This is a genomic window from Opitutaceae bacterium TAV5, assembly GCA_000242935.3.
In the GTDB taxonomy this organism is placed as follows: Bacteria; Verrucomicrobiota; Verrucomicrobiia; order Opitutales; family Opitutaceae; genus Geminisphaera.
In genome coordinates this window covers 4848039-4872924 of record CP007053.1, presented here as the reverse complement: position 1 = coordinate 4872924, position 24886 = coordinate 4848039, and the positions used below count along the sequence as shown (strand labels likewise).

General features: G+C 61.8%; 26 protein-coding genes. 12 read left to right on the top strand and 14 right to left on the bottom strand.

Annotated features, from left to right (window positions below):
* The first annotated feature begins 70 nt into the window (after nucleotides 1-70).
* Nucleotides 71-775: a hypothetical protein gene (locus tag OPIT5_20705; protein AHF92311.1), complete on the top strand. Its 705-nt coding sequence runs from the start codon at nucleotides 71-73 to the stop codon at nucleotides 773-775.
* Nucleotides 776-796: 21 nt separating this feature from the next.
* Here OPIT5_20705 and OPIT5_20700 read toward each other — a convergent pair whose 3' ends face one another.
* Nucleotides 797-1468, bottom strand: a complete 672-nt coding sequence (locus tag OPIT5_20700; GenBank protein ID AHF92310.1) for a carbonate dehydratase — start codon at nucleotides 1466-1468, stop codon at nucleotides 797-799.
* Between the two features lie 27 nt (nucleotides 1469-1495).
* On the opposite strand from OPIT5_20700, the gene OPIT5_20695 reads away from it, so the two are divergent.
* The 4 genes from OPIT5_20695 (at nucleotide 1496) to OPIT5_20680 (ending at nucleotide 4925) form a co-directional block, all read left to right on the top strand.
* Entirely contained in the window at nucleotides 1496-2107 is a 612-nt protein-coding gene (locus OPIT5_20695) for an alkylhydroperoxidase (protein ID AHF92309.1), read from the top strand.
* A gap of 87 nt (nucleotides 2108-2194) precedes the next feature.
* Complete coding sequence (locus OPIT5_20690) at nucleotides 2195-3133, top strand: RNA polymerase sigma24 factor (GenBank protein AHF92308.1); 939 nt, start codon at nucleotides 2195-2197, stop codon at nucleotides 3131-3133.
* Nucleotides 3134-3183: 50 nt separating this feature from the next.
* The gene (locus OPIT5_20685; GenBank protein ID AHF92307.1) at nucleotides 3184-4125 is read left to right on the top strand and encodes a transcriptional regulator; all 942 of its coding nucleotides are present in this window, start codon (nucleotides 3184-3186) and stop codon (nucleotides 4123-4125) included.
* A gap of 197 nt (nucleotides 4126-4322) precedes the next feature.
* Nucleotides 4323-4925, top strand: coding sequence for a septum formation inhibitor Maf (locus OPIT5_20680; protein AHF92306.1), 603 nt, complete (start codon nucleotides 4323-4325; stop codon nucleotides 4923-4925).
* A gap of 33 nt (nucleotides 4926-4958) precedes the next feature.
* Here the strand turns inward: OPIT5_20680 and OPIT5_20675 are convergent, their stop codons facing one another.
* The 6 genes from OPIT5_20675 to OPIT5_20650 all read right to left on the bottom strand — a co-directional run bounded on the left by OPIT5_20675 (nucleotide 4959) and on the right by OPIT5_20650 (nucleotide 11542).
* On the bottom strand, nucleotides 4959-5495 hold the full coding sequence (locus OPIT5_20675) for a hypothetical protein (GenBank protein ID AHF92305.1): 537 nt from the start codon (nucleotides 5493-5495) through the stop codon (nucleotides 4959-4961).
* 172 nt (nucleotides 5496-5667) lie between these two features.
* Nucleotides 5668-6474, bottom strand: a complete 807-nt coding sequence (locus OPIT5_20670) for a hypothetical protein (protein ID AHF92304.1) — start codon at nucleotides 6472-6474, stop codon at nucleotides 5668-5670.
* A complete protein-coding gene (locus OPIT5_20665; protein ID AHF92303.1) occupies nucleotides 6471-9143 on the bottom strand; it encodes a hypothetical protein in 2673 nt (890 codons plus the stop codon). Before OPIT5_20665 ends, OPIT5_20670 begins: the two co-directional genes overlap by 4 nt.
* 73 nt (nucleotides 9144-9216) lie before the next feature.
* Nucleotides 9217-9912, bottom strand: a complete 696-nt coding sequence (locus OPIT5_20660) for a hypothetical protein (protein ID AHF92302.1) — start codon at nucleotides 9910-9912, stop codon at nucleotides 9217-9219.
* 1065 nt (nucleotides 9913-10977) lie between these two features.
* Nucleotides 10978-11349: a twitching motility protein PilT gene (locus OPIT5_20655; protein ID AHF92301.1), complete on the bottom strand. Its 372-nt coding sequence runs from the start codon at nucleotides 11347-11349 to the stop codon at nucleotides 10978-10980.
* Nucleotides 11336-11542: an antitoxin gene (locus tag OPIT5_20650; protein ID AHF92300.1), complete on the bottom strand. Its 207-nt coding sequence runs from the start codon at nucleotides 11540-11542 to the stop codon at nucleotides 11336-11338. Before OPIT5_20650 ends, OPIT5_20655 begins: the two co-directional genes overlap by 14 nt.
* Nucleotides 11543-11671: 129 nt before the next feature.
* Here OPIT5_20650 and OPIT5_20645 point away from each other — a divergent pair, with 129 nt between their 5' ends.
* Nucleotides 11672-11860, top strand: coding sequence for a hypothetical protein (locus OPIT5_20645; GenBank protein ID AHF92299.1), 189 nt, complete (start codon nucleotides 11672-11674; stop codon nucleotides 11858-11860).
* A 408-nt stretch (nucleotides 11861-12268) separates the two neighbouring features.
* Here the strand turns inward: OPIT5_20645 and OPIT5_20640 are convergent, their stop codons facing one another.
* Genes OPIT5_20640 through OPIT5_20630 form a run of 3 tightly spaced genes read right to left on the bottom strand, consistent with a single transcriptional unit; the run spans nucleotide 12269 to nucleotide 14058 of the window.
* On the bottom strand, nucleotides 12269-12688 hold the full coding sequence (locus OPIT5_20640) for a pirin (protein AHF92298.1): 420 nt from the start codon (nucleotides 12686-12688) through the stop codon (nucleotides 12269-12271).
* Between the two features lie 3 nt (nucleotides 12689-12691).
* On the bottom strand, nucleotides 12692-12895 hold the full coding sequence (locus tag OPIT5_20635) for a virulence factor (GenBank protein ID AHF92297.1): 204 nt from the start codon (nucleotides 12893-12895) through the stop codon (nucleotides 12692-12694).
* A gap of 47 nt (nucleotides 12896-12942) precedes the next feature.
* Nucleotides 12943-14058 (bottom strand): alanine racemase, encoded by a 1116-nt coding sequence (locus tag OPIT5_20630; GenBank protein AHF92296.1) that lies wholly within the window; start codon nucleotides 14056-14058, stop codon nucleotides 12943-12945.
* On the opposite strand from OPIT5_20630, the gene OPIT5_20625 reads away from it, so the two are divergent.
* From OPIT5_20625 to OPIT5_20605, 5 genes are all read left to right on the top strand, one after another.
* The gene (locus OPIT5_20625; GenBank protein AHF94557.1) at nucleotides 14045-14248 is read left to right on the top strand and encodes a hypothetical protein; all 204 of its coding nucleotides are present in this window, start codon (nucleotides 14045-14047) and stop codon (nucleotides 14246-14248) included. The two genes, OPIT5_20630 and OPIT5_20625, sit on opposite strands and share 14 nt — an antisense overlap.
* A 135-nt stretch (nucleotides 14249-14383) precedes the next feature.
* Nucleotides 14384-15556, top strand: coding sequence for a hypothetical protein (locus OPIT5_20620; GenBank protein AHF92295.1), 1173 nt, complete (start codon nucleotides 14384-14386; stop codon nucleotides 15554-15556).
* 112 nt (nucleotides 15557-15668) lie between these two features.
* Entirely contained in the window at nucleotides 15669-16448 is a 780-nt protein-coding gene (locus OPIT5_20615) for a pseudouridine synthase (GenBank protein AHF92294.1), read from the top strand.
* Nucleotides 16449-16952: 504 nt separating this feature from the next.
* Nucleotides 16953-18722 (top strand): allophanate hydrolase, encoded by a 1770-nt coding sequence (locus OPIT5_20610; GenBank protein ID AHF92293.1) that lies wholly within the window; start codon nucleotides 16953-16955, stop codon nucleotides 18720-18722.
* Nucleotides 18719-19516, top strand: a complete 798-nt coding sequence (locus OPIT5_20605) for a GntR family transcriptional regulator (protein AHF92292.1) — start codon at nucleotides 18719-18721, stop codon at nucleotides 19514-19516. The genes OPIT5_20610 and OPIT5_20605 overlap by 4 nt, the downstream gene beginning before the upstream one ends.
* A 10-nt stretch (nucleotides 19517-19526) precedes the next feature.
* Here OPIT5_20605 and OPIT5_20600 read toward each other — a convergent pair whose 3' ends face one another.
* Entirely contained in the window at nucleotides 19527-19739 is a 213-nt protein-coding gene (locus OPIT5_20600) for a hypothetical protein (protein AHF94556.1), read from the bottom strand.
* A 399-nt stretch (nucleotides 19740-20138) separates the two neighbouring features.
* Between OPIT5_20600 and OPIT5_20595 the strand changes: the two genes are divergently transcribed.
* The gene (locus tag OPIT5_20595) at nucleotides 20139-21284 is read left to right on the top strand and encodes a hypothetical protein (protein AHF94555.1); all 1146 of its coding nucleotides are present in this window, start codon (nucleotides 20139-20141) and stop codon (nucleotides 21282-21284) included.
* A gap of 212 nt (nucleotides 21285-21496) precedes the next feature.
* Here OPIT5_20595 and OPIT5_20590 read toward each other — a convergent pair whose 3' ends face one another.
* From OPIT5_20590 to OPIT5_20580, 3 genes are all read right to left on the bottom strand, one after another.
* A complete protein-coding gene (locus OPIT5_20590; GenBank protein ID AHF92291.1) occupies nucleotides 21497-22654 on the bottom strand; it encodes an ABC transporter permease in 1158 nt (385 codons plus the stop codon).
* A gap of 328 nt (nucleotides 22655-22982) precedes the next feature.
* A complete protein-coding gene (locus OPIT5_20585; GenBank protein ID AHF92290.1) occupies nucleotides 22983-23969 on the bottom strand; it encodes an ABC transporter in 987 nt (328 codons plus the stop codon).
* Nucleotides 23970-24065: 96 nt separating this feature from the next.
* Nucleotides 24066-24875: an AraC family transcriptional regulator gene (locus OPIT5_20580; GenBank protein ID AHF92289.1), complete on the bottom strand. Its 810-nt coding sequence runs from the start codon at nucleotides 24873-24875 to the stop codon at nucleotides 24066-24068.
* Nucleotides 24876-24886: the final 11 nt, after the last annotated feature.

The window sequence follows — 24886 nt, the reverse complement described above, 5'->3', positions numbered from 1 at the left end:
CCGGACGGTAAAATCCGGTTGGGCGCGGCGGCGTTTCCGGTTTCACCTGTAACCGCATCTTCCGTCCGTCATGTCATCCGCCGATCCGTTTCTCCCGCCCGTCCCGTCCATCCCCGACGCCGCGTCCTCGCCGGTCCTCGCCGCCGCGCCCGGCGAATTGCTCCACCGGGACACGTTCCGGGACGGACTCGACCGGTGGCGGGTCGAGCAACAACCCGGCGGCTCGGTCCGGGCGGAGGACGGTCGCCTCGTCATCGCCGACAAGTCCGGCTGCACCGTGTGGTTTCGCCCGCGGCTGCGCGCGCCCGTCTTCATCCGCTACGAAGCCGTCGTCACGAGCCGCAGCCGTGTGTCCGACCTGAACTGTTTCTGGATGGCCTCCGACCCGGAGCGACCCGACGATCTTTTCGCCGCCGGACATTCGCGCGACGGCACATTTGCCAGCTACGACACGCTGCAAACCTATTATGTCGGTTACGGAGGTAACGGAAATACCACTACACGCTTCCGGCGCTACGACGGCAGCGGCGCCCGACCCCTGCTCCCCGAACACGACCTGAAGGGTCCCGGCGTGCTGCTGGAGCCGGATCGCGTGTACCGGATCGAACTCGTCGCGCTGGAAAACGGCCGTGTCCAATACGCGCGCGACGGCGAGGTGCTTTTCGACGTGAGCGACAAGGCGCCGCTCCTCTCCGGCTGGTTCGGCCTGCGCACCGTGTGGAGCGAGATCAAGGTGACAAATTTCGGGATCCATCGTGCCGTACCCGCCGGCTGACCACGCCGGCGCTCAGGCAGCTCAGCCCTCCGCCGGCCGGATCGCCTGCTCGTAGCTGCGCCCGATGTCGCCGCGGTGGCGGATCGACAGGTTCAGGTCGCGTGCGAGGCCGTCGCGCAGGCCGTACACCCACGCATGCACGGTCAGGTCCTGGCCGCGATCCCAGGCGTCCTGCACGATGGTCGTCTGGGCCACGTTCACAACTTGCTCGATGGCGTTGAGTTCGCAAAGCCGGTCCACACGCTCCGGCCCGGGACGGATGGCGTTGAGCTGCGCGGCATGTTTGTCGCGCACGTCCTTGACGTGCCGCAACCAGTTGTCCGCCAGGCCCACGCGGTCGTCGCGCAGCGCCGCACCCACGCCGCTGCACCCGTAGTGACCGACGACCAGGATGTGTTTCACCTTCAGCAGATCGACCGCGAACTGCAGCACGCTCAGGCAATTCAGATCGGAGGGCACCACGACATTGGCGATGTTGCGATGGACAAACAGTTCGCCGGGCAGCAGGCCGACAATCTCGTTGGCCGGCACACGGCTGTCGGAACAGCCGATCCAGAGGTATTCGGGGTTTTGCTGGAGCGAGAGTTTGCGGAAAAAATCGGGATCGGTCTCGCGGATCTGCCGGGACCAGGCGCGATTGAGTGAAAAGAGATGATCGAGTTTTCCTGTCGGTGAATCGGGCGTCTTTGGCATGTGGCAAGTCGTAGGCGAAAGGCCGTTGTGGAGCAGCTTCCGGATCAAATCGAGAGCGTTTTTCAGACCGGTTTTCCCGGCCTGTCACAAACACGCCGGCTGTTTCGTCTGTTCCGGTGTATGACAACCACCATCACTGACCCGTCCGCCGCCCGCTCCCGTGGCGCTTCCACACTCGCGCCGGCCGCGCGCGCCGTGCCGCGCCTCAACTACGCAAAAGCCGCTCCCGACGTGATCCGCGGCATGCTCGCCCTGCAACAGACCGTGGACGACAGCGGCCTCGAACACTCGCTCGTCGAGCTCGTCAAACTCCGCGCCTCGCAAATCAACGGCTGCGCCTTCTGCATCGACATGCATTCACGCGAAGCCCGCGAGGCCGGTGAGACCGAACCGCGCCTCCACCTGCTCAACGCCTGGCACGAAGTGGATCTTTACACGCCGCGCGAGCGTGCCGCCCTGCGCTGGACGGAGGTGCTCACACGCCTCGCCGGCGGCCACGTTTCCGACGCGGATTTCGAAGCCGTGCGCGGCGAATTTTCCGATCGCGAACTCGCCGCGCTTACCCTCGCCATTGCCACCATCAACGCCTGGAACCGCTTCGGTGTCGGCTTCCGCATGCCGCCGGGTTTCGATCACTAAAACCTCCCGCCAACCTGCAAGCCGCGGCGGGCGCCGGAACGATTGCCGATTTCCGGCGCCCGCTCGCCAATCTGTCCGCTCCCGGCCATTGTCAGCCTCACCGTGCCCGACCTTTTTACCGAACACCGTTCCCTGCTCTTCGGCCTCGCCTACCGGATGCTCGGCCGTGTCGCCGATGCGGAGGACATCGTCCAGGAGACGTTCCTCCGCTGGCAACAGCAGGATGCCGCACTCGTCCGCTCGCCCCGAGCCTGGCTCGTCGCCACAGCCACCCGCCTCTGCATCGACCAGATGCGCTCCGCCCGCCGCCAGCGCGAGGAATACGTCGGCGCGTGGTTGCCCGAACCCCTCGTCCACGCCGCCGGCATGACCACCGCCACCACACCCGACCAGGCCGCCGCCCTCGCCGACTCGCTCGGCATGGCCTTCATGCTGATGCTCGAGGAACTCTCACCGGTGGAACGCGCCGTGTTCCTGCTGCGCGAGGTATTCGATCACGACTACGCGGACATCGCCCGCATCGTGGACAAGAGCGAGGCCGCCTGCCGCCAGATCGTGAGCCGGACCAAAACCCGGCTCGCCCGGCGCGAGGTAACCCCCTCCCCCGCCCCCTCTTCGTCCGAAACCGAGCCGCTCGTCCGCCAGTTCCTCGAAGCCTGCGCCACCGGCAACCTCGAAAAACTGCTCACTCTCCTCGCACCCGACGCCGTGCTCTACACCGACGGCGGCGGACGCGTGAAATCCGCGCTCCGCCCCATCCGCAGCGCACTCTACATCGGGCGTTTCCTCGTCGGTATCCGCGAGCACGCCTCTGTCGGCGCGCACCATCGCCCCGTGCTCATCAACGGCGACCCCGGCACGCTCACCCGCCGCCGCGACGGCATCCTCACGGCCAGCGCCTTTTCCATCGAAGGCGGCCGCATCCGGGCCATCTATATGGTCAGCAACCCCGAAAAACTGCACGGCGTGCCGGCGATGCTCTTCCCGCCGCCTCCTGCCTCCTCCGAAAACCCGCTCCCGGCCTGACCTGCACGGAGATTTGCCAAGCGCCCTTCCCTCTCCCACGCTTCGCCGCCTTGAACGCCTCCTGGGACACTCTCAAACTTTTATCCGACCCGACCCGCCTGCGCCTGCTGGCCCTCCTGCTGCGCGAGGAACTCTCCGTTGCCGAGCTTCAGGAAATCCTTGGCATGGCGCAGTCGCGCATCTCCTCGCAACTCGCCCTGCTCCGCCAGGCCGACGTCGTCACCGACCGCCGCGAAGGCAAACGCGCCTGGTACTCGCTCCACCCCGATCTCGCCCCGGCCACGCGCCACCTGCTCGTCACCGCCAGCGAGACCGTTGAAAACCTTCCCGAGATGCGCGAGGACCTGCAAAACCTCGAACGCACGCTCCAGAAACGCCGCGACCAGCAAGAGCAGTATTTCAATCTCATCGCCGGCAAGCTCGGTAAAAATTACTGCCCCGGCCGCTCCTGGGAGGCCATCGGCCACCTCGCCCTGCGCCTCGTGCCTGCCATCACCATCGCCGACCTCGGCGCCGGCGAAGGCCTCATCTCGCAACTCCTCGCCCGCCGCGCCCGCCAGGTCTGGTGTATCGACAATTCCCCGCGCATGGTCGAGGTCGGCACCGAACTCGCCGCCAGGAACGGATTCGCCAACCTCACCTACAAACTCGGCGACATCGAACAGGTGCCGTTGCCCGACGCCTCCGTCGACCTCGCCATCCTCAGCCAGGCGCTCCACCACGCGCGACACCCGCAGCGCGCCGTCTCCGAAGCCGCGCGCATTCTCAAACCCGGCGGACAACTCCTCCTTCTCGACCTGAAGGAACACACCTTCGAAAAAGCCCGCGAACTCTATGCCGACGTCTGGCTCGGCTTCCGCGAGACCACCCTGCACGGTTTTCTGGAAAAAGCCGGCTTCCGGCAAATCGACATCACCACCGTCGCCCGCGAGCCGCAGGAGCCCTTTTTCCAGACCCTCCTCGCCAGCGGCAGCAAACCCGCGAAAGGTTAACCACTAATGCACACTGATAAAACCGCAAAAATCATTTATAATAAACAGGTTGATTTATCAGTGTGCATCAGTGTGCATTAGTGGTTTTTTACATTGATCGAACAGTATTGCGGTAAAACGAAAGAAATTTTGTGCCCTTTCGCGGCCATCCATGGCTTGAAAAACACCGTTCCTCTCGCGGCATCGCATCGCCACTCATGACCACGCCCGCACCGCTCATTCTCGCTTCCGCCTCGCCGCGCCGCCGCGAACTCCTCGCCACGCTCGGCATTCCGTTCGAGGTCATCGTCGCCAACGTCACCGAACACGAGGATCCGACGCTCGATCCGCGCGAGATGGTCACGCGCAACTCCGCGCTCAAGGCCGACCATGTGGCGCAACAACACCCCGACCGCTGGGTGCTCGGCGCCGACACCACGGTGTTCATCGACGGCCACGCGCTCAACAAACCCGCCGACGCCGCCGAAGCCCGCGCCATGCTCCGCCGCCTCTCCGGCCGCACGCACACGGTCTTTACCGGCCTCGCCCTCCGCCACCGGACGCGCGGCGTGAGCGAGGACGCCGGCGAGACGACCGAAGTCACTTTCAAACCGCTCGATGACGCCACGATCGAAACCTACCTCGCCCGCGTCCATACCCTCGACAAGGCCGGCGGCTACGCCATCCAGGAACACGGCGACCTCCTCGTCGACTCCCGCCGCGGCTCCCTCTCCAACGTCATCGGTTTCCCGCTCGACACCGTCGGCAAACTGCTCGCCCGCCACGGCCTGCTCCCCCGGCCTCAAGTGGCTCGACAATGACCCGCCCGAGGCGGTCGCAATTTGCGACCTTGATCAGCGGTTGCCGGGATGGAATCCGATTTTCCGGCGATGGCGCGGCCCCTCGGGAGCAGCCAGTTGCCGGATGGTTTTCACGATTTCTCCGATCTGTTCGTCATGCATTCCGATCCGGGCGTCCAGTTCGGCCAGTTTTGCCGATAATGCCTTGTGGTTGATCATCATATGGCGCAAGGCGACGAAGGCCCGCACCACCTGCACACTCATGTCGCATGCCGCATCGCTGTTGAGAACATTGGCCGCCTGAACGGCGCCGTGCTCGGTAAAGGCATAGGGGGCGTATTTGATATTACCCCCGCGCTTCAAGGTCGCAATTTGCGACCTTGAACGTACCACGTGGGCAACTTCCTCCTCGTTGAGTTGAAACATGAAGTCCTCGGGAAACTTCCTCCCGTTGCGCTTGACCTGTTCGTTGAGACGCTTGGTGGTCACTCCGTAGAGGTCTGCCAGATCGCGGTCCAGGATGACACGCTGACCGCGCAGGACAACAATGAGCGAATGGATGCGTTCGAGAGGGACAATCGCTTCGGACATGGCGAGGAAGAACGATCCTCATACACGTTTCATCCGCCCGCGCCAATTCTGCTGTCGTTATCGTCATAACAATCTCGTACGTTGTGCCCCAGCCCTTCTGCCCCCGCCAAGGCATGTTTGAGGCGCGCCGAGCCCGCAACCCGCTTTACCGCGCCCTCCTCGCAGGTAGTCGTCATTTTTCCAGAATCAGCCACCCGTAACGTTCGGGTCGATGGGGATGTGCGAACGGGAACAGGGGATCAGACCAGATGGAGAAACGCTCTCCACCCGCATCGCGTTGCCCCCTGTCCCAACGCGCAAAATTGGCTCGTATCCTGACAGGCATGTTCCCCATCGACAGCGAAGATGCTTCTTCGCCCGGAAAAAAATTGAGCACAGGAAGGAACGCGGAAAACTCAATCCCGACCTCTACCCGATAACCGGTCATCTCCTTGCCGTCATCACCGTCAAACCGGGTTCGCGAAACCGCAATCCGCGCCTTGCTCTCGAAACGGTAGTTTATCCAGTCTGCATGACGGTAATAATAGTCGGCCACCGTGCCGAGCGCGTTGATTTCCAGACATGCCGCGTCAGCCAACCGCTCGATCGGGGCGCCGAGAAAAATCTCCACGCAGTCATCCCGGAAGGTCTGTCCATCGTGATCGGCGCACGTAGCACGGATGTCCGCATCCTCACAATCAAAAGCGAGATAGAGTGTTTTCCCGTCGTGCAGGAGAGATACGCGCGTTGCCTGCGCGGGAACGGCATCCGGCTTCATCCAAAAGTCCCGAAGCTCCACTCGCGCCGCCCCACGCCAAGCCGGATCGCCTCCCTTGCCATCCAGCTTCGGCGGGACGGACACTTTCGGAACGCGCACCTCGGGCAAGGCGTGAGCGTCGACCGCTTGCCGCGTACCCGCGCCGGTCGCAAATGTCGGGACGGCTCCTGCCATCAGTAGTAAAAATACCATGACAGCCGATGACGAAAAAGTCCGGATCATTTTTCAGGGTCGATTCTGATGTAATCCACATCCAGTGAGCCGGGGGCCGGGACCCCCCCCTTGATTTCGGGATCGTTCACCGCGAGGCGCAAAACCACATGCCGGGTATTCTCCGCGGAGAACGCAAAGGGGAACGCCGCTTCCTTCCACTTGCCATCTGTATCGGGAAGGGCAAATGCCTGACGACCGTCGACCTCACGCACGGTGCCGTTGACCTCTCCGAAACGCATCAGGGCGACGCTGGCGATGGCGCCTGCGGAGGCCGGATCGGTGCGATTGACGCGATAACGCAGCGCCACCCGACCGCCAAGGACGCGTCCCACCGGCTTGTCAATGCGCGCCGGCCTTGTGTCCGGAGATTCAATACGCACAAATGCGTCCTGATCCTCAATCACGTGCCCGGCCTTGACATCCTTGCCTGCGACCCAGCGCACTGCTTCGGTAAACGCGTCTTCAAACGAGCCGGCCACGCGAGGACGCAGCCGGCGTTCGGGAGGCAGTTCGTACACTTTTTTGCCATCCTCAAAAATCGTGGCTGCCACGAGGTTCCTGTAACCGGTGGCCCTGGGATTGATGAAGAGAACCTTCCGGTTGTCGTCTTTCGTGTAGTCGATCCTCGCGGACGCGTCACCGGACGCGCCGGGGATGCCGGAGAAGCCTTCAACAGCACCATCGGCAGAATAGACGACATACGAACGTCGCGGGAGCACGATGTCGCCGAACACAGGCAGCGTCCACGCAAGGTTTTCTTCCTTGCGATTCACGACGACGATGAGGCCGTTTTTGTAAACGATCTTCATCCGGGCAAAAAACGGCTGAGGGTTTTTTCCCGACAACAACAATGCCTCCAGAGTGGCCCACTCTCCGGGCGTCTCGCTTTCATAGTAAATTTCCCGGACAGGTTCGCCGACATAGTATTTCTGGAGCAGTCCTACCGTCATGGCCTCGGTGAGAGCTTTGTCAGAGTGCATCCCCTCGGCACTCAGATAGTCGAGGTAGGCGGCATTCCCGTAGGCGATGGTCATCGCGCGATAATCATCGGAACCGGGTCCCCATGGAGATGCATACATGGCGTTGCCCTGATTCTGACGGTTGTTGCCCTGGTTACCGTAAGGAGGCGCGAAGAAGTAACGATATCCGAGTCCCATCCCGTAAAATGTGGTGAGGTGATGCAGCCGACGAAGCTTGAACTCGGGGGTGATCAGGCGACTGTAACCTTCAAAAATTCCGTAGTCTCCGGAATCCACATATTCACCAATGAGGAACTGGGTGTTGAGGGATTCGGAGAGGAGAGGGCCTCCGACGATTTCCTTGATCAGCCTGGACTGCGTGCGGAGTGCAGTGCGCGCTCCCCGTATCGTTCCGGCGTCAGGGTTCTCCTTGCTGTATTCGACATACGGCCACGCCGCTCCTCCCGAAGTTAACTGGTCAGAGAAGGTGGCCGTGGTGCCGAGGAGAGACTGGATATAGGTTTCCTGCTGTTTGACGAGGGGCAGGACATCCTGGGGCTGTGTGTGCCATTTCGGCGTCCCGTCGATTTTTTGGGCGCGCTTTACAGTCTGGAGGGGAGTGTCTCTCCAGAGCTGATAATTGGTGCGCAGTCCGGCCAGCCCCCAGCTTTTCATCTGCTCCATCCATGTTTTCAACTGATCCGGCGTTCCGGCCTTGCGGGGGTTTGGAGGCAGTTCGTCGGAAATCGCCAGCGGCAGATGTGAATCGAAACCACCGCCCTGCCAGTCCTGGAGAATGGTCAGTCCGCCAACCCATTTCCCCACGGTGGATTGCATCCATTTTGTAAATACGGATCGATCGCTGTAGAGCCCCCCCCAGAGGTCAACGTAGAGCAGGTTCTTCATCTGGTCGCGGTAAGGACTTGGTTTCTGGCCCACAGCCGGCACCGCATCCCAGAGCCGTTCCCCCGTGGTCAGGCGAAACTGTTCTTTCAGCGGAAAGCGTTCCCCGTCACGAATGGGCACATAAACCAGACCGTTTTCCAGATAATATTCTGACAATGCCGAGGCGTCCTTGCCGCTGCTGTCCGTCGTCAATCCGGGGAAATAGACGGCATCAATGCCACCCACGGCCTTAACGTCTTTCAGATAAAAATTATCAGCGCCGCTCGCGTTTCCGAAATCAAGATTCCATTTCCCCTGGACCCAAACACCGAGTTTCCGGTTATAGAAGATGTCAGGGAAACGGCCGTGCTGGGGATAGTCCTCACGGTCACGCTCGGGAACCGTAAAGCCGACGATCTCTGGTCTCGCACGCAGGCGTCCGGGATAAACTCCCTGAAATTTCCCGGACAGTCCTTCGATGGTCAGGGTGATGCCTTGGGCGTCTTGTGCCGCGACGATGGCGAACTCCGTTTTTTCCGAAACACTCGTCACGTGGTAAACCAGCCGCAAATCACCCGTATTTGTTTTGACCGATGAACGAAGTTTTACCCGATAAGCTTCGGGACGAAGGGGCGTGTTTCCATTGATTACGACAGGTCCGAATCCGGACATGGGAGTCCAGATGTCCTGGCCATTGGTTAGCACGACAAGTGCATCAGGATACTTGTCCGGCTGTAATTCGAGCCTCGTTGTGGCTCCGTTCACTGAAGCCGTGACGGCGCAGGTAATGACAATGAGCGCGACATGCGCCCACGAGAAGGTGCGTTTGATCATGATTTGGGTGTTAGAAAGTGAACGGCCTCCCGCCAGTCGGGAGCAGACCGGACAAAAGTCCAAGATGAAGAGATCAGGGACTGTTTCGCAAATAGAGGTTAATGAATTGCTTTAGCCCATATGCGCCTGTTTTCTGTAATTCAGGCGTATTCTTGATACGTTGGGCGCGGCCATCGGCGAATGCCACATTCATGCCCCCGTTGTGGAGGGACAACAGCTCTGCCCGCGTTGCATAGGCACCACTGTTATAGACATTGAGGCTGCTGTGAAATTCCACCAAAAGAGCGACACGACTCGGATTAGGAATTCCAGATATACGCATCCCTTGATTGGGTGCGGGCAAATTGACACCATACATGGATTCATTACCATAGCCTCCACCTGGATTGCACATGACCGGATTATAGCCATACGAACGAGGCTTGTCGATATTCTCCCCGGTGCGCACTTCATTGTCACTCGGGCATTTCAGGATTTTATTGTAGGGAATCGTTCCGTTACTTTCCTGTGTAAACATGGACAGCGCCGCATAGTCCCATTTGGGATTGTTTTCGCCGGGCAATTGTCCTCGATTTTGCTCCGCATACATGAGCAGGGAGAGGCCCAATTGCCTGATGTTGCTCAAACACGTGGCTGCTTTTGCTGTTTCACGAACTTTCCCGACGGTAGGGATAATGATGGCCGCAAGGATTCCGATAATTGCGATGACCGTAAGTAATTCAACGAGCGTGAAACCGGAGCGAATTCTGGAGTTCAGGAGATGTTTCATAAGAAAAGCAGGGACAAAGGGCTAACAGGTGTGCAGGGAAGGAATGGTAAAGCTGTTGCCACAACCGGAGAAGCTTCGGCACTTGCCGCCGACGGTGGCAAGCTAGGCTAGCGTCTGCGACGGAAAGCGCAAATGACGCCCAGGCTGCACAATCCGGTCAGCAGGGTACAGGTTGAGGGCTCAGGGATGTTCGAAAGCGGCACCGTCTCGATCGTTACGCCTCTGATCTGATCATACCAGCCCTGCCCCAGGGCCGAGGCGGCGACCAATTCCAGTCCCCGGATTTGCAAGCTGGTAATGGACGTTCCATCCGGAACGGTAAAGATAATGGAAGTGGAGCTACCGCGATTATCAACGGTACCTGCCGGAGAAATGCGTCCCAACTCCGTCGTAAAGGCTCCGGTTCCGCTGGCCCCCCAGACCGACAGGTTCAAGCCGGGGGTCAAAACTGAGCCATAGGAAAGAGTTATACTCGAGATTTGTTCTTCAGCCGGGGCAGTCCATGTTGCTCCGGCGTGGGCACCGACGAGATTGGCATTGGCTCCGACTGCATTCGGCACATTCACATAAAGCAGTGAGGTATGAGCCTCTACACGAAATGGCGATGTAGTCCCATCAGGAGTAAAGGTATATTTGGTAAAGGCCGGACGATCATCGGTCGCCGAATACCAGTTATTGACAGATGCATCATAGACATAAGTCGAGGATGCGGATGCGGGATCCGCCATTGCGCAAAAGCACGCTTCAAATACGCCGGCAGCAAACAGAACGGACGACAGACGAATCGAGGTTTTCATAGATGGACAAGGATGATGACCAGGTGACCTGGAATTTCGGGGATGTTATTGGCATGAAACCGAAGCCCCGGGAGGAGGGGCCTCGTTGCAAGAAACTGCACCGAGATTTACTGGACCGTTCCAGTTGTCAAGCGGTTTCTGGAACGGTCCAGTGAAAATTCGCTGTTTTGTTTTTCCTGACGGCCAGATTCCGTCGCTTCCGGCTTCGCCTCGCCATTCCCGGCAACAGCCACAAAAAGCTCCGGCATTTTGAGCCGGAGCACCGTGATCAGAATGTCTTGTAACGCAATCGCGGGACGCGCGCGAACGCCTTTTCCCTTCCGATCAGGTCGGCGTCATAAGTCAACGCGGTGGCGGCAATCCATGCATCATTTTCCCCGAGCCGTTGCGAAAGCGACGCCTGCATCGCCGCTGCCTTGTAGGCAATGCTCCGCGATAGGGAAATAACCCGGAATCGCGACAAAAATGCCTCAACGTCATTTTTGTCCTCAAAGCCTTCGGCAAATTCGCCAAGGGATATGATGCTCACCGCAACACTTTCCAACGGCTTCGCCGCCAGAAAACGTTTGGCCGCCCCCAAGACGCGTGCAGACACCTCGGATTCGAGTTCGATCAGAAAACTGGTATCAAGCAGCAGCATGGCGGCGACGCTTTTTCCCGGCTCCCTTGCCTTCGAACGGTTGCAGCGCCTCAATGAGCTCTTCCGCCGTCAAGGCGGGGCGGTCGGTCACCAGACGGCGCACCACCTGTGAAAACGACTCGCCGGGCGCGCGCTTTTCCTTTTTCAACATGTCGTACGCCTCAATTTCGAGGGATATCGTTTTCGTTGCCATGCACAGACCATGCACAGGCCAAGCCAGGCAGTCAAGAAGCCGCCCTCCACTCGCGGCGAAGCCGCCTCTGCGCCCGCTCCCTTCCTCTGTGGTGCAAGTTGCTTTTCCGGAATCCGCCAAACTATCTCCATGAATCCGGCCCACCAAACACACGAAATGATCTGGAGCGGCTGTGCCGTAACCGAAGGAAGAAGAATGGCCACGAAAAACACGAAAAAACACGCCGCGGATGAAATCCTCCATCGCGCTTATAAGCGCGCGGGAGCTTCCCGCCGGGCAGAAGGAAATTTTGTGCTTTTTGTGGCTATCCCGGTTTGAATCCGGAACGCATCCGTGTATCGGGAGAAACCATACGCTTCCGTACGCGATTTTTCAGGGCAGTTTCACGAAAAACAAACCATCGGTTTTCTGCCTTTCTTTTCGTGTCCTTTCGTGTGTTTCGTGGGCTACCTCCCGGTTGCGGCGCAGCCGCTCCACGTTCATTCCCGGCCAGAGCGGTTCAAATAAATCTGTATCCGTTTTTTAACCACGGATTTCACGGATCATCACGGATTCAAACCATGCCTTGCCGCTTCCTTCTTATCCGTGTGCATCCGTGCAATCCGTGGTTCTGTTTTCAGGATCCTGTACGGCTGCAATTTTTAAAAAAATGCGTCAGTTTGCCGGATCGGGAAAAAGAATTTTCAGAGCCTCCCTCAAGCCGCCGGATGTCCGGTGAAAAGGCGCTCAGTCTTCCGTTTGCCAGTCTTCCACCACAAGGCCGGGAACGCGGACGAATTCGCGGACATTGTGCGTCACCAGGATCGCGCCGATGCTCAGGGCATGTCCGGCCAGCAGCAGGTCGTAATGCCCGACCGGCTGCGCGTTCGGTTTCAGCGTTTCGAGGTAGACACGCAGGCGCGCCGCGTGCCATGCGGCTTCCTCGTCAAACGGTTCGGTTTCCGGAATCGCCTCTCTCAGCAGATTAAGCCGCTCCTGAAAAACCGGCAGGTCCGGGCGCTTCTCCGCTCCATAGGTCAGCTCGAACCAGACAACCGCCGAGAGGCAGATCCGGGGAGCCGCCTCAATGAAACGTTCCGAAAGCGCCGCATCCTGTTTCCGCATCGCGCGTGAAAACACATTCGTGTCGGGCAAATAGATGCGCATGACTCAGGGGCGGGGCCATTCTTCCTCGATCGGAGGAAGCGTCATCAACTTGCGCATCGCGCGATGGCGGCGAGCCATGTCCTTGGGGTCCATGATAACGAGCCGTCCGCCTTCACGGGTGATTTCAACCTCTTTGGCGGCCAGCCGAAAGGCCGCCGGGATACGAACAGCTTGCGAATTTCCGCTTTTGATGACTTTTGCTCTCACGTAATCACATTGTAATCACGTCTCCCGAAGTCAAGCGTTCGATCCATTCACCCTCGCACCGGCCCCGTGCTTTCGCGGACGAGGAATCCGGCCGTCAATTCGACCCGCTCCGGTGTCCAGCGAAGAGCCTTGCCGGCGGTACCCGCCATGCCCGCGGCTGAGGATGCCGCCGCCGCGGATTTGCGGGCGGCAGGCGATGGCGGTGTTTTTTTCTCGATGCCCGAAAGGGCCAGCCGGGTAAGCTCCGTGGCGTATTGTTCGATCGGCTGGTCGATCGTCGTCAGCGACGGGCAAAACGACATCGCCAGTTGCACGTTGTCCGCACCCACCACGGAAATATCGCCCGGCACGTCCAGGCGAAGGTCGCGCGCGGCGCGGATCGTGGCGAGCGCGAGCAGGTCGTTGAGCGCGAAGACCGCGGTCGGCCGTTTCTTCATCTGCAACAAGGCCGCCGCCGCCGCGTAACCGTCCTCGAGCCGGAAGCCGCAACGCTTCACCCACTCTTCCCGCACGCTCAGGCCCGCCGCCTCCAGTTCCTGGCGAAACACCTCGAAGCGCGCGCCGATCGCCTGGAAAGCCGGCGCGCCCCAGATAAAACCGATGTGCCGGTGCCCGAGCGCGAAAAGATGCTCCATCACCGCGCGCATCGCCGGGCGATCGTTGATCGTGGCCGCGTCGAAAGGGATTCCCGGATACGCCGGACCGGCCACCACGCAATGCGTCCCCTGCGCCTGCATCGACGAGAGCAACGGCTCGGCACGCGCGTAATCCATCGTCGAGACGATCATCCCGTCCACCTGCATCGCGAAAAGCCGCTCGATCGCCAGCGTTTCGGTTTCCAGGTCGGTGTTGCTGCTGCTCACCACCAGATCGTAGCCGTGCCGGCGCAAAAGCTGCTCCGCGTGCTGCACGATCTCGGCGTAAAACGGGTTGAGATGATCCTGTATCACCATGCCGACGACATGCGACCGGCGCGTGCGCAGGCTGCGGGCGAAGCGGTTGTGCCGGTAGCCGAGCTTCGCCATCACCTTGCGGACCGCCGTCTTGGTCTTGTCCGGGATCTCCGGGCTGTCCTGCAACACGAGCGATACGGTGCTTTTGGAAAATCCGCTCTTCTTCGCAACGTCGAGGATGGTGGGTTGTCTGGCCATGTCGGGCTTCATCGGAGAACAGAAGAACGCCAATGATACAACCTTTCGTATCGCTCCCGGGGAATGCGCCAACCCCATAACCCGCGGGTCTCCGGATCATCAGAAGCAGATTTTACACAAAGGCCGCAAAGACCGCCAAGGTGGGTACGGGCAACAAAACGATTCCTTCCGGATCTTCGCGTTCTTTGCGCGCTTTGTGTAAAATCCGGCCCGGAGCAGTTTCCCGTGCGAACCGGTCCCTTTCGTCAAATCGTACTCCTCGTAAACCGCGTCCCACGTTGACGCCTCGCCTCCCTTCGCGCTGATTAGGTCCTTTCCGCACCGTCACGTACACCACATGCCTGTCCACCGTCCGCAGCCTCCCGCCCGTCGCCCGGCCCGCGCTTCCCGCCGGGGTTCCGACCTGCTCTGGCGGGCGACCGGCAAGGACAACCGCCGGGCCATCGGCATCGGTATCGCCGGCACGATCCTGTTTCACCTGCTGCTCATCCTCCTCGTCCCGCGCCTGCCGTGGGCGCGCTGGTCGCCGGAACCCTCCTCCTTCGATTCGTCCCGCATGTTCGACATCGAGGTCGAGCCCGATGCCGTCATCGAGCCGCCACCCGAAGAACAAACCCCGCCGCGCTTTGTCGAGGTCAATCCCGACGCTCCCGACAACCCGCCCGACAAGGCGCCCAACACCGGCTCGCAAAACCAGCAGGTCGCGCAACCCGAGCCCTCTCCCGAAACCCGGCCCGACGCCGACACCCCCGCCGTCGACGGCGAAAAGGAAGACTCCACCGCCATCGTCAGCGGCAGCCTGACCCAACCCGCTCCGCCTGCTCCTCCCCCGCCGCCGCCCGCGCCGGAGACACCCGAGCCCGAAACCGTCCCCGACAAACCCTCCGCGCCCGACGCCGCCCAGGTCGCGCTCGATCCCCTCCCCGGCTACGAAAATCTGCAAGGCCCCGCCGACAACAGCCCCGGCACCACCAGCACGCCCGTCCCCACCCGCCCCGGCGACGCCGACCGCCAGGCCGAAGGCACACCCGACGGCGCCCCGACCGGCACCGCCGCGCAAGGCAACGGCGTCCCCCGCATCGACCGCAGCCGTCCCATGCCCCGCCCGCGCCTGCCTGCCGCCACGGTCGTCCGCGCCCGCCCCAGCCCGATCCTCAGGAATGTCATCGGCACCGAGAACATCGGCGCCGTCGCCTACGACGCCAAGTGGAGCAGTTATGGCGAGTACCTCCAGCGCCTCGTCGACACCGTGCAGGTGCAATGGGAACGCCTCATCATCAACAGCACCGTCTATCCCGCCGCCGGCACGACCGTGACCGTGAAATTCGAACTCAACGACAAGGGCGAAATCGCGCGCATCCTCGACGTGAAGAGCAACGGTTCGCGCCCCGCCGAGTACAGTTGTGTCAACGCCATCCAGGCCCGCTCCCCTTACGGCGACTGGACCGATGACATGAAGCAGGTCCTCGGCACGACGCAGGAGATCACCTTCACCTTCCATTACCAGTGACCCCGCGCACGACGCCGTGAACGTCCAACGTCCCACATCGAACATCCAACGCCCGGCGCATCGACCCGCCGGGGACCGGCATTCCCCTTCGATCCCGAATGCCCGACCTTCGATGCCGGACATTCAAGACCTCCCCCTCGGTCCCGGCGTCCGCCTCATCGCACACGATGCCAACGGCCTTGCCGCGCTCGACAAACCCGCCGGCGTCCTCTCGCACCCCAACGATCGGGCCGACGAACCCCGCTCGCTGCTCCATACCCGCTACGTCCGCGACGGCGAATACTACGAATGGACATCACAGGGCCGGAGCCCGGAAACCGGAAACGGGACCCCCGACGCGCCCCCGCGCCGCCTGTGGCTTCTCAACCGCCTCGATTCCGCCACCTCCGGCGCAATCCTCGTCTGCGCCGACGGCGACCTCGCCCGCGAAATCCGCGCATTGTTTCTCCGCAAACAGATCCTCAAGGTTTACCACGCGCTCGTATTCGGAATTCCCTCACAAGCACGCCAGATCTGGCGCGACCGGCTCGTCGTGCAGAAAAAAGGCGGCGTGATCCGCACCGGCACCGGCGGCAACATTCCCTCCGAAGCGCACATGACCGTTCTCCGCCAGCAACGCAGCGGCCCCTTCCCGCTGGCGCTCCTCGAGCTGGAACCGCGCACCGGCCGCAGTCACCAGCTCCGCGTGCAATGCGCCTCGCGCCATCTTCCCATCGTCGGCGACGCCACCTACGGCGATTTCGCCGCCAACCGGGCGATTGCCAAAAAACACGGGCTGAAGCGCCTCTGCCTCCACTCGCACGAAACCGCCTTCGACTACGAGTGGCGCGGCCGCACCCACACCTTCCGCGCCACCGCGCCGACGCCGTCCGAATTGCTCCGGCTCCTGTAAACGCGGAATGCCCCCTCCCCGGAGCGGCGGCATTCCTGCCGCTGCGACGAGGCGCGATGCGCCTCGCCCTGTAGCGATGACAGGGATTACGGGCGGGGCGGCTCCTCGTCGCGTGATGTTCTCCGCAATCCGGATATCCGTCCGGCAAATGCAGCGGCAGGAATGCCGCCGCTCCTTGTCTGAAATCCCCTCATTTTCCCGTCCTCCTCGCCGCCGGGCACGGGTTCTGCTGTCGGCAATCTTGTGCACAAGATTGCCGACAGCACCTCCGCCACGTCCCCCCTCTCGCCTCCCGGCGCCGCTCCCCGCGGCCTCGCGATCGCCCGCTGGCGGGAGGCTGCCGCCGCCTCGCTCGCTGACGCCGCCCGGACCGTAAAACAACTCGTGGCCTCGCTGCCGCCCGACGATCCGGCATGGATTCTCCGCCTCTCTCCTGACCAGATCGACGCGCAGTTTCAGGCTCTCGAAAAGCGCATCGCCTCCGGTGAGGTGCGGCTAGAAGCCCTGCCCCTGCTCGGCGTGCCGTTCGCGATCAAGGACAACATCGATGTCGCCGGGCTCCCCACCACCGTGGCCTGTCCGGAATTTTCCTGGACGCCCGAAACCACCGCCCCGGCCGTGCAACGCCTGCTCGACGCCGGCGCGATCCTCGTCGGCAAAACCAACCTCGACCAGTTCGCCACCGGCCTGGTCGGCACGCGCTCGCCCTACGGCATCGTCCCCAACGTCTTCGATCCACGCTACATCTCGGGCGGCTCCAGCTCCGGCTCGGCCTCCGTGGTCGCGCGCGGCCTCGTGCCGTTCGCGCTCGGCACCGACACCGCCGGCTCGGGCCGCGTGCCCGCCGGGTTCAACAACATCGTCGGCCTCAAACCCACGCGCGGCTGGATCAGCACGCGCGGCGTTTTCCCCGCCTGCCGCACGCTCGACTGCGTATCCGTTTTCGCCCTCACCGTCGCCGACGCCGCCCTCGCGACCTCCGTCGCCGCCGGTCCGGATGCCATCGACGGTTATTCGCGCACCCCGCCGCCGGGTGCGCTGACCAGACGCCTGCCCGCCGCACCGGACACTTGCACCGGAGCGGCGGCGTCCCCGCCGCCGGACGCGCGACTGCGCGCTATCCGGTCCGGCGGGACTGGCGTCCCGTCCGGCGACGGGGACGTCGCCGCTCCGAAACTGCCGGATACCCGTCCCCGCCTCGGCATCCCGGCCACCCCGGAATGGTTTGGCGACCGGCAGGCTGCCGCCGCCTGGGAACGCGCCCTCGATCAGGCGCGGGCCACCGGCGCCGTGCTCGTGCCGCTGGATTTTTCTCTGCTGTTCGAAGTCGCCGCGCTGCTCTACCAGGGACCGTGGGTGGCGGAGCGCTACGCAGCCATCGAATCCCTGATCACCACGCAGCCGGAAGCGATCCATCCGGTCGTGCGCGGTATCATCGAACAGGCGCGCCGCCACGACGCCGTATCCGTTTTCAGGGCACAGTATCGCCTCGCGGATCTCAAACGCACCTGCGATGCGCTGACGGCTTCCGTCGATGCGCTGCTCGTGCCGACCGCGCCCACCCTGCCGACCATCGCCGATGTGCTCGCCAATCCGGTGGAGATCAACAGCCGCCTCGGCACCTGGACCAATTTCGTCAACCTCCTCGACGGATGTGCCCTCGCGCTGCCCGCCCCCTTCCGCGACGACGGCCTGCCGGCGGGCGTCACACTGATCGCCCCCGCCTGGAGCGATGCCGCCCTCGCCGCCTTCGGCCAGACCTGGGAACACCTTACGCCGCAACCGCCCGGCATCGCCGGTCTGCCGCCGTTTCCCGACCCCGCCGCGACGCCGCTCCCTTTTCCTTCCGCGCCGACCGTCCGGCTCGCTGTCGTCGGCGCGCACCTCCGCGGCCTGCCGCTCAATCACCAGCTCACCGAACGCGGCGCCGTGTTGGTGGAGCAAACCACCACCAGCCCCGATTACCGGCTGTTCGCGCTGCCCGGCACGGTGCCGCCCAAACCCGGCCTCGTGAAAACGCCCACCGGAGACGGCGCGCCGATCGTCGTCGAACTGTGGGACATGCCGGTCGAAGCGTTCGGGTCGTTCGTGGCGCTGGTCCCCCCGCCGCTCGGGATCGGTACGCTCACTCTCGCCGACGGACGCACGGTGAAGGGTTTTATCTGCGAAACGTGGGCTACTGCCGACGCCCGCGACATCACGGACTACGGCGGCTGGCGCGCATTTCTGGCCGCGACAAACCCGTCAACGCCTGCGGTTCCCGCCAACGCATGATACGGTTGCAGACAGCCACCCGGCCCCCGCAGCGCGCGGAAAACCGCGCCGGATCGATCTACACGCAGATCAAAGAGGACATCGCCGCCCTGCGGCTCCTGCCCGGCGACCGGTTCACCGAAACCGATGTGGCCGCGCGCATGCGGACCAGCCGCACGCCGGTGCGCGAGGCGCTCTTCCGCCTGCAACGCGAAGGCCATGTCGAGGTGCTTTTTCGCAACGGCTGGCAGGTGCGTCCGTTCGACTTTCGTGTATTCGAGGAACTTTACGACGTGCGCATCCTTCTCGAAACCGCCGCCGTCGCCCGCCTGTGCGCTCAGGCGGATACCGGCGGCCCGTTTATCGATCCGGCGGCTTTCGCCGACCTGAAACGCGTCTGGCTCGTGCCGGAGAGCGAACGGCTGCAGGACGCCGGCATGGTCGCCGGGCTTGACGAACGTTTTCACGAAAAACTGGTCGAGGCCACGGGCAACCGCGAGATGGCGCTGATCCATCACGACATCACCGAGCGCATCCGGATCGTGCGCCGGCTCGATTTCACGAAACCGGAACGCATCGCCGCCACCTATGCCGAGCATGGCCGGATTATCGAGGCGATCCTCCGGAAAAACACCGAAAGCGCGCAGGAACTGCTCCGCACGCACATCGACCGCAGCAAGGCCGAAGTCCGGCGGATCACACTCCACATGCTCCAAACCGCCCGGCAGATAAAGACAAGAACGAGGTGTTCCCCGAAGTTTGCACAGAAGCCCGATTATCCGCCGGCCCGGGGGATATCGGGAATCAACTTGTGATGTAGCCGATTTATTGGGCAACTTCCGGCAGGAAAAGGTCGAGGCCGAGCAGACTGCCCCGGATGAGCATGTTTCCGCATTCTCCGACGGGCATCTGGTTGTCCTCGGTGATTTCTCCGCCGCCATAAACCGGGCCGTTGGCCAGCGGACAGGTTCCCCGGTCATGAGGGCGAAAGGGAATTTCCAGCGAGGGAGGGAGGCGTAGGTAATACCAAAGCCCCAAAGCCTTCAGATTTTCACACAAAGCTCGCAAAGAGCGCAAAGGATTGCCAGTTACCTTCTTCGCGTCCTTTGCGGCCTTTGTGTAAAATCAAAAACATTCGGGACGCTGGTATAAGGACGGGGTCGAACCGCGCGCGGAGAAGCGCGGGGTTGAACGCGAAGAAAAAGGGAATTCTGGATACGTTATATCCATAGTTGTGATACACACGCTGGAAAAGTTTTCCTTGGATAAATAAACGGTTACTGTATGAATGTAATGAGACTGCCCCTCTGCGGATGCATCTCGATGGGAAATCCTGTCATTTCATCAAGGACGGGCCCTCCGAGAATGATCTGATCAAAATAAATCCCGATGAAGTTTGTTAACCTGTTTTCTGTTATAATCTTCTGCCTTCCGATCTTGCTTCCCGCCGAGATTGTCCTGAAAACTCCCGCCTACGACGAAACCATCACAACCATGGCTCCGGAACTGCGTTCCTTCTTGAGCATGTCACAAGCTGACCGCCGCGATTTCTTCAACGACAAGGAAAAACGCAAAATCATTAACAAGGTTCGGGATGCTCAACCCTATACCTTCACATGGGACTGCACCCAAGGTGAAACGGGAACCTTCACGGTCGTCCTTTCCGGGAAGGAAGACTATTCCGAGCCGTCGCCAACTCTGGTGATTTCCTCCAAGGACAAGGCGAACCCGAACGAGGCTCGCCTCGTCAATTTTCTGATCGGGAAAACCTATTATTGGAAAGTCGAATGCGCGTCTGAAGACGGTAAAACGATCACTTCGAGGACGGGACGATTCAAGACCGATGCGCTCCCTCCGCGCCTGTTGACCATCCCCAATGTGGGAAACGTCCGTGACCTGGGAGGGCGCAGAGGGCTCGATGGACGGATGATTCGCCAAGGCATGATCTTCCGTTCCGCCGGGCTGAATAACAACAGTCCCGATTTCAATTGGGACCGGAAGAAATGGAAAAAGGAAAAAATCGAGGATTTCCGCATCGGCACCAGCAGGCTCACTCCGTCGAGTGTCGATTACATCAACAATGTCCTGCATTGGACTACGGAGCTCGATCTTCGCGGTCCCGGGGAGGTCGCTTCGATGACGGAATCGCCGGCCGGCCCCGGGGTGAGATGGATCAACCATTCTTCCGAAGCCTATGGTCGCATTTTCGGGAAAAATGGCTCCTGTTCCGGAAGCGGACCGGAGGCCATGGCAAAAAATTTCCGTCTGTTTTGCGACATGGCGAATTACCCGATCAATTTTCATTGCATCGCGGGCGCGGACCGCACCGGGGCGCTGGCGTATGTTCTTGAGGGAGTGCTCGGCGTGGACAGCGATGAACTGACCAAGGACTGGGAGATCACGGCCAACGGTTATTTCAAATACGAGAAGATGTTCGACGACCTGGTTGATGGATTTAGTCAGTTTGGCGCACCGGGAGATCCCCTCCATAAAAAGATCGAAGCTTATCTGTATAAAATTGGCATTACAGAACAAGAGGTTGCCGCTTTTCGATCCATCATGCTGGAAGACCAGCGACTCTGATCGAGATTTCAGTCGCCTCGTTTCCGCATCTCGGCCTCATCATGGCACAGCCCGTGCCCTTGTCTTTCCTCCCAAGAGCGAAAAAGGGACAGCATGCAGGTACCAAGCGACTCTGGTGTTCTGTTTTGGAAAAAATGCCGGATACAGGATGGGCTACGGGAACCGGAATCTCTTCGTTCCCTCCGTTATCTTCTGTTCAGATTTTTCAGATTTCAGTCCTTTGACGCCCGCACGTCCAGTGCGTCGCGCAGGCCGTCGCCGAGGAAATTGAGCGAGAGCAGCGTCAGGGAAAAGATCGTACCGGGAAACAATAACAGCCACGGGAACTCTTCCATTTTCTCCGCGCCGTCCTTGATCAGCGTGCCCCACGAACACATCGGCGCGTCCACGCCGAGCCCGAGAAAACTCAGGAACGATTCCAGCAAAATCACCGCCGGGATCGTCAGCGTGGTGAACACGATGACCGGCCCGAGCACGTTGGGCACGATGTGCCGCCAGATGATCCGTCCCGAGCCGTAGCCGAGCGAACGCGCCGCCTCGATGTACTCCATTTTTTTGACGGAGAGCACCTGTCCGCGCACGATGCGCGCCATCGTCAGCCACTCCACCGCGCCGATCGCCGCGAAGAGCACGAAGATTTTTCCAATCCCCTGGAGCCGCGCAAACGGATGCGCGCCGAACACCGAAAAACCGCGCAGCCACGCGTCCAGATCGTTCATCGGCTCTTTCAGGAACACGAGCAGCAGAATCACGAAGATCGTGAACGGCAGCGCGTACATGATGTCCACGATGCGCATCATCACCAAGTCGGTCTTGCCGCCCGCGTAGCCCGCCACCGCCCCCCACGTCACGCCGATCAGGAGCGCCACCAGCGAGGCGACCAGCCCGATCATCAGGGAAATCCGTCCGCCGAGCAGCACACGCGCCAGCAGGTCGCGGCCGTTCATGTCGGTGCCGAAAACAAACACCTTGTCCGACCCCGTGAACACCCGGCCGTCGATCTCCACGCGTTCGCCCGCGCGCATGCGGACCCGTTCGGCTTCGCCCGCGCCGAAATCCTCCTCCACGCGCTTCATCGTGATGAGTTCGGGATACGCCGACGGCCGGTCGGGCCGCGTCATCACCGCCAGCTCCGTGAACGGCGCACTGCTGCCCACCTGCAGGTTCTGTTCTTCGTAGGAAAGCCCGAGCGCTGACGGCAGCACGATGCAGCACAGGGCGAGCACGGCCAGAAACACCCCGCCGGCCACCGCCATCCGGTTCTTGCGCAGCCGCGCCCACGCGTCGGCCCACAGCGACCGTCCCTCTTCGAGAGCCGCGGAAGCGCTGTCGGCGACAGTCTGTAACTTTTTTTCAGATACGCGAAGCATGATTGGTCAGGCCGGAGTGTTCACCCTGATTCGCCCGTCCCCTTCCGGAGCAGACAGAATTGGCCGCGAAAGGGCGCAAAAATCCCCATGCAAATGAAGCGTGGCGTGGCGCCTATAGGCGCCATGGAGGGTTTCCCTGCAAACAGACCCTTTGCGCTCTTTTGCGGCCAAAACGGTTTGGGAAAAATGATTTTCCCTGTGCCTTCTTCCCTCCTCCGAGGTGAAAAACCCGCCCCTTGTCTTCTTCGGTTGCGGCACAGCCGCCTCATACGCGGCGAGGATTTTTGCGCCCTTTTGCGGCCAATCACGGATCGGAAAAGCAGGGTGTTCATTCGAATTTCAGCCGCGGGTTGAGCCACACGAGGACGACGTCCACAACCAGGTTGAGGAAAATGATCAGGGTCGCGTACAGCACCACCGTGCCGAGCACGAGGGTGTAGTCGCGGTTGAAGGCCGAGGTCACGAACTCGCGCCCCAGCCCCGGAATCTGGAAAATCGTCTCGATCACGAACGACCCCGAAATCACCCCCGCGATCGCCGGCCCGAGGTACGACACCAGCGGCATCAGCCCGCTGCGCAGCGCGTGGCGAAACACCACCCGCACCTCCCCCGCGCCCTTCGCCCGCGCCGTGCGGATGAAATCCTGGTTCAGCACCTCCAGCATGCCGCCGCGCGTCAGCCGCGCCACATACGCCGCGTACACCAGCCCGAGCGTCAGCGCCGGCAGCACCCGGTCCGCCGCGCCATACCAGCCCGAAGGCGGCAGCCAGCGCAGCCAGATGGCGAACACCAGCACGAACACCGGCCCGAGCACAAACGTCGGCACACAGATGCCCACCATCGCCAGCGACGACGCCGCGTGGTCCAGCGCGGAGTTTTTTCTCACCGCCGCCACCACCCCGAGCGACACCCCGATGACCAGCGCGACCAGCAACGCCCACCCGCCCAGTTCCAGCGACACCGGCAGCTTGTCGGCGATGATCTCGTTGACGGTGCGATTGGGGTATTTGAACGACGGCCCGAGGTCGATGCCCAGCGTCGCTTTCAAGTCGAGACCGCGTCCGTGTCCGTCAAACAAGCCGCGCGGGTCGAATTTTTTCGGACACAGGTCCCACAGGTAGGCGAAGTATTGCCGGTGCAGCGGCTGATCGAGCCCGTAGTGGGCCTCGAGGTTGCGCTGGATTTCCCTCGATACCGCCTTCTCCGACGTGAACGGCCCGCCCGGCACGTACCGGAGCATGAAGAAAGTGACCGTGACGATGATGAACAAAACCGGAATCGTCTCGAGGAGACGGCGGGCGATGAAGCGAAACATGAGCGAGCGCGATGAACGAGGATGAGCGGCGGCAAGAACAGGAACCCGTAAACCGGGAAACGGAAAGCGTGAAGTTTCGGGGACGCCGCGCCTTCCTCACCGCCGTTCCCGCCGGCGCTGGCCGGGGCTGCCTCCGTGCTCGCGCCGCCACGCCCGGCAAAATGTCCCCGCGTTGGCGAATCCGCACGCCAGCGCCACGTCCTGCACCGGCATTTCGGTCGTCGCCAGCAATGTCGCCGCCCGCTCCATGCGCAGCCGCCGCAACATCGCGCCCGGCGCCTCCGCATAACGCGCGCGAAACGCCCGGATGAAGTGCTCGCGGCTCACCCCGCATTTTTCCGCCACCAGCTTCAGATTCACGGGAGAACGGAAATGGCTCTGCAAATAATGATAGCCAAACTCCACCGGGTCCGCCGTTCGCGTCGCCGCCACCTGCTCGCGGTAAAGCGCGATGAGCAGCCGGCAAACGAGATCGGCCTCGTGATAGCGGTCGTAAAATTCGCGTCGCACGTAGCGGTCGAGCACCTCGTCGAACAGCGCCCCGGCCTCCGACTCCGGCGGCATGCGCACCACCGCACCGAAATCGTCCCGCAACTGGCCCACCATCGCCCGCACGCTCCCGGCCAGCGAACAACTGATCCAGCGCAACCGGTACGGCTCCGTCGCTTCCGGCGGATAGCCGTAGCGGGAATTTTCGCCGTAGGTGAACAGCATCACATAACCCGCCGGCACCAGCCGCCGCCCGCGTTCGTCCTCGAAAAACCCCGCGCCCTCCTCGGTCCGCTGCAACACGAAGACCGGCGCGCGCTGCCGCTCGCTGTTGTCCCACGCATACGACGCGCTGCGGCGCACTTCCTCGGCGCCGCTGTGCACCTGGGCAAAGGTATCGTCCCGGTTAACGCTCATGGGAAAGCCGG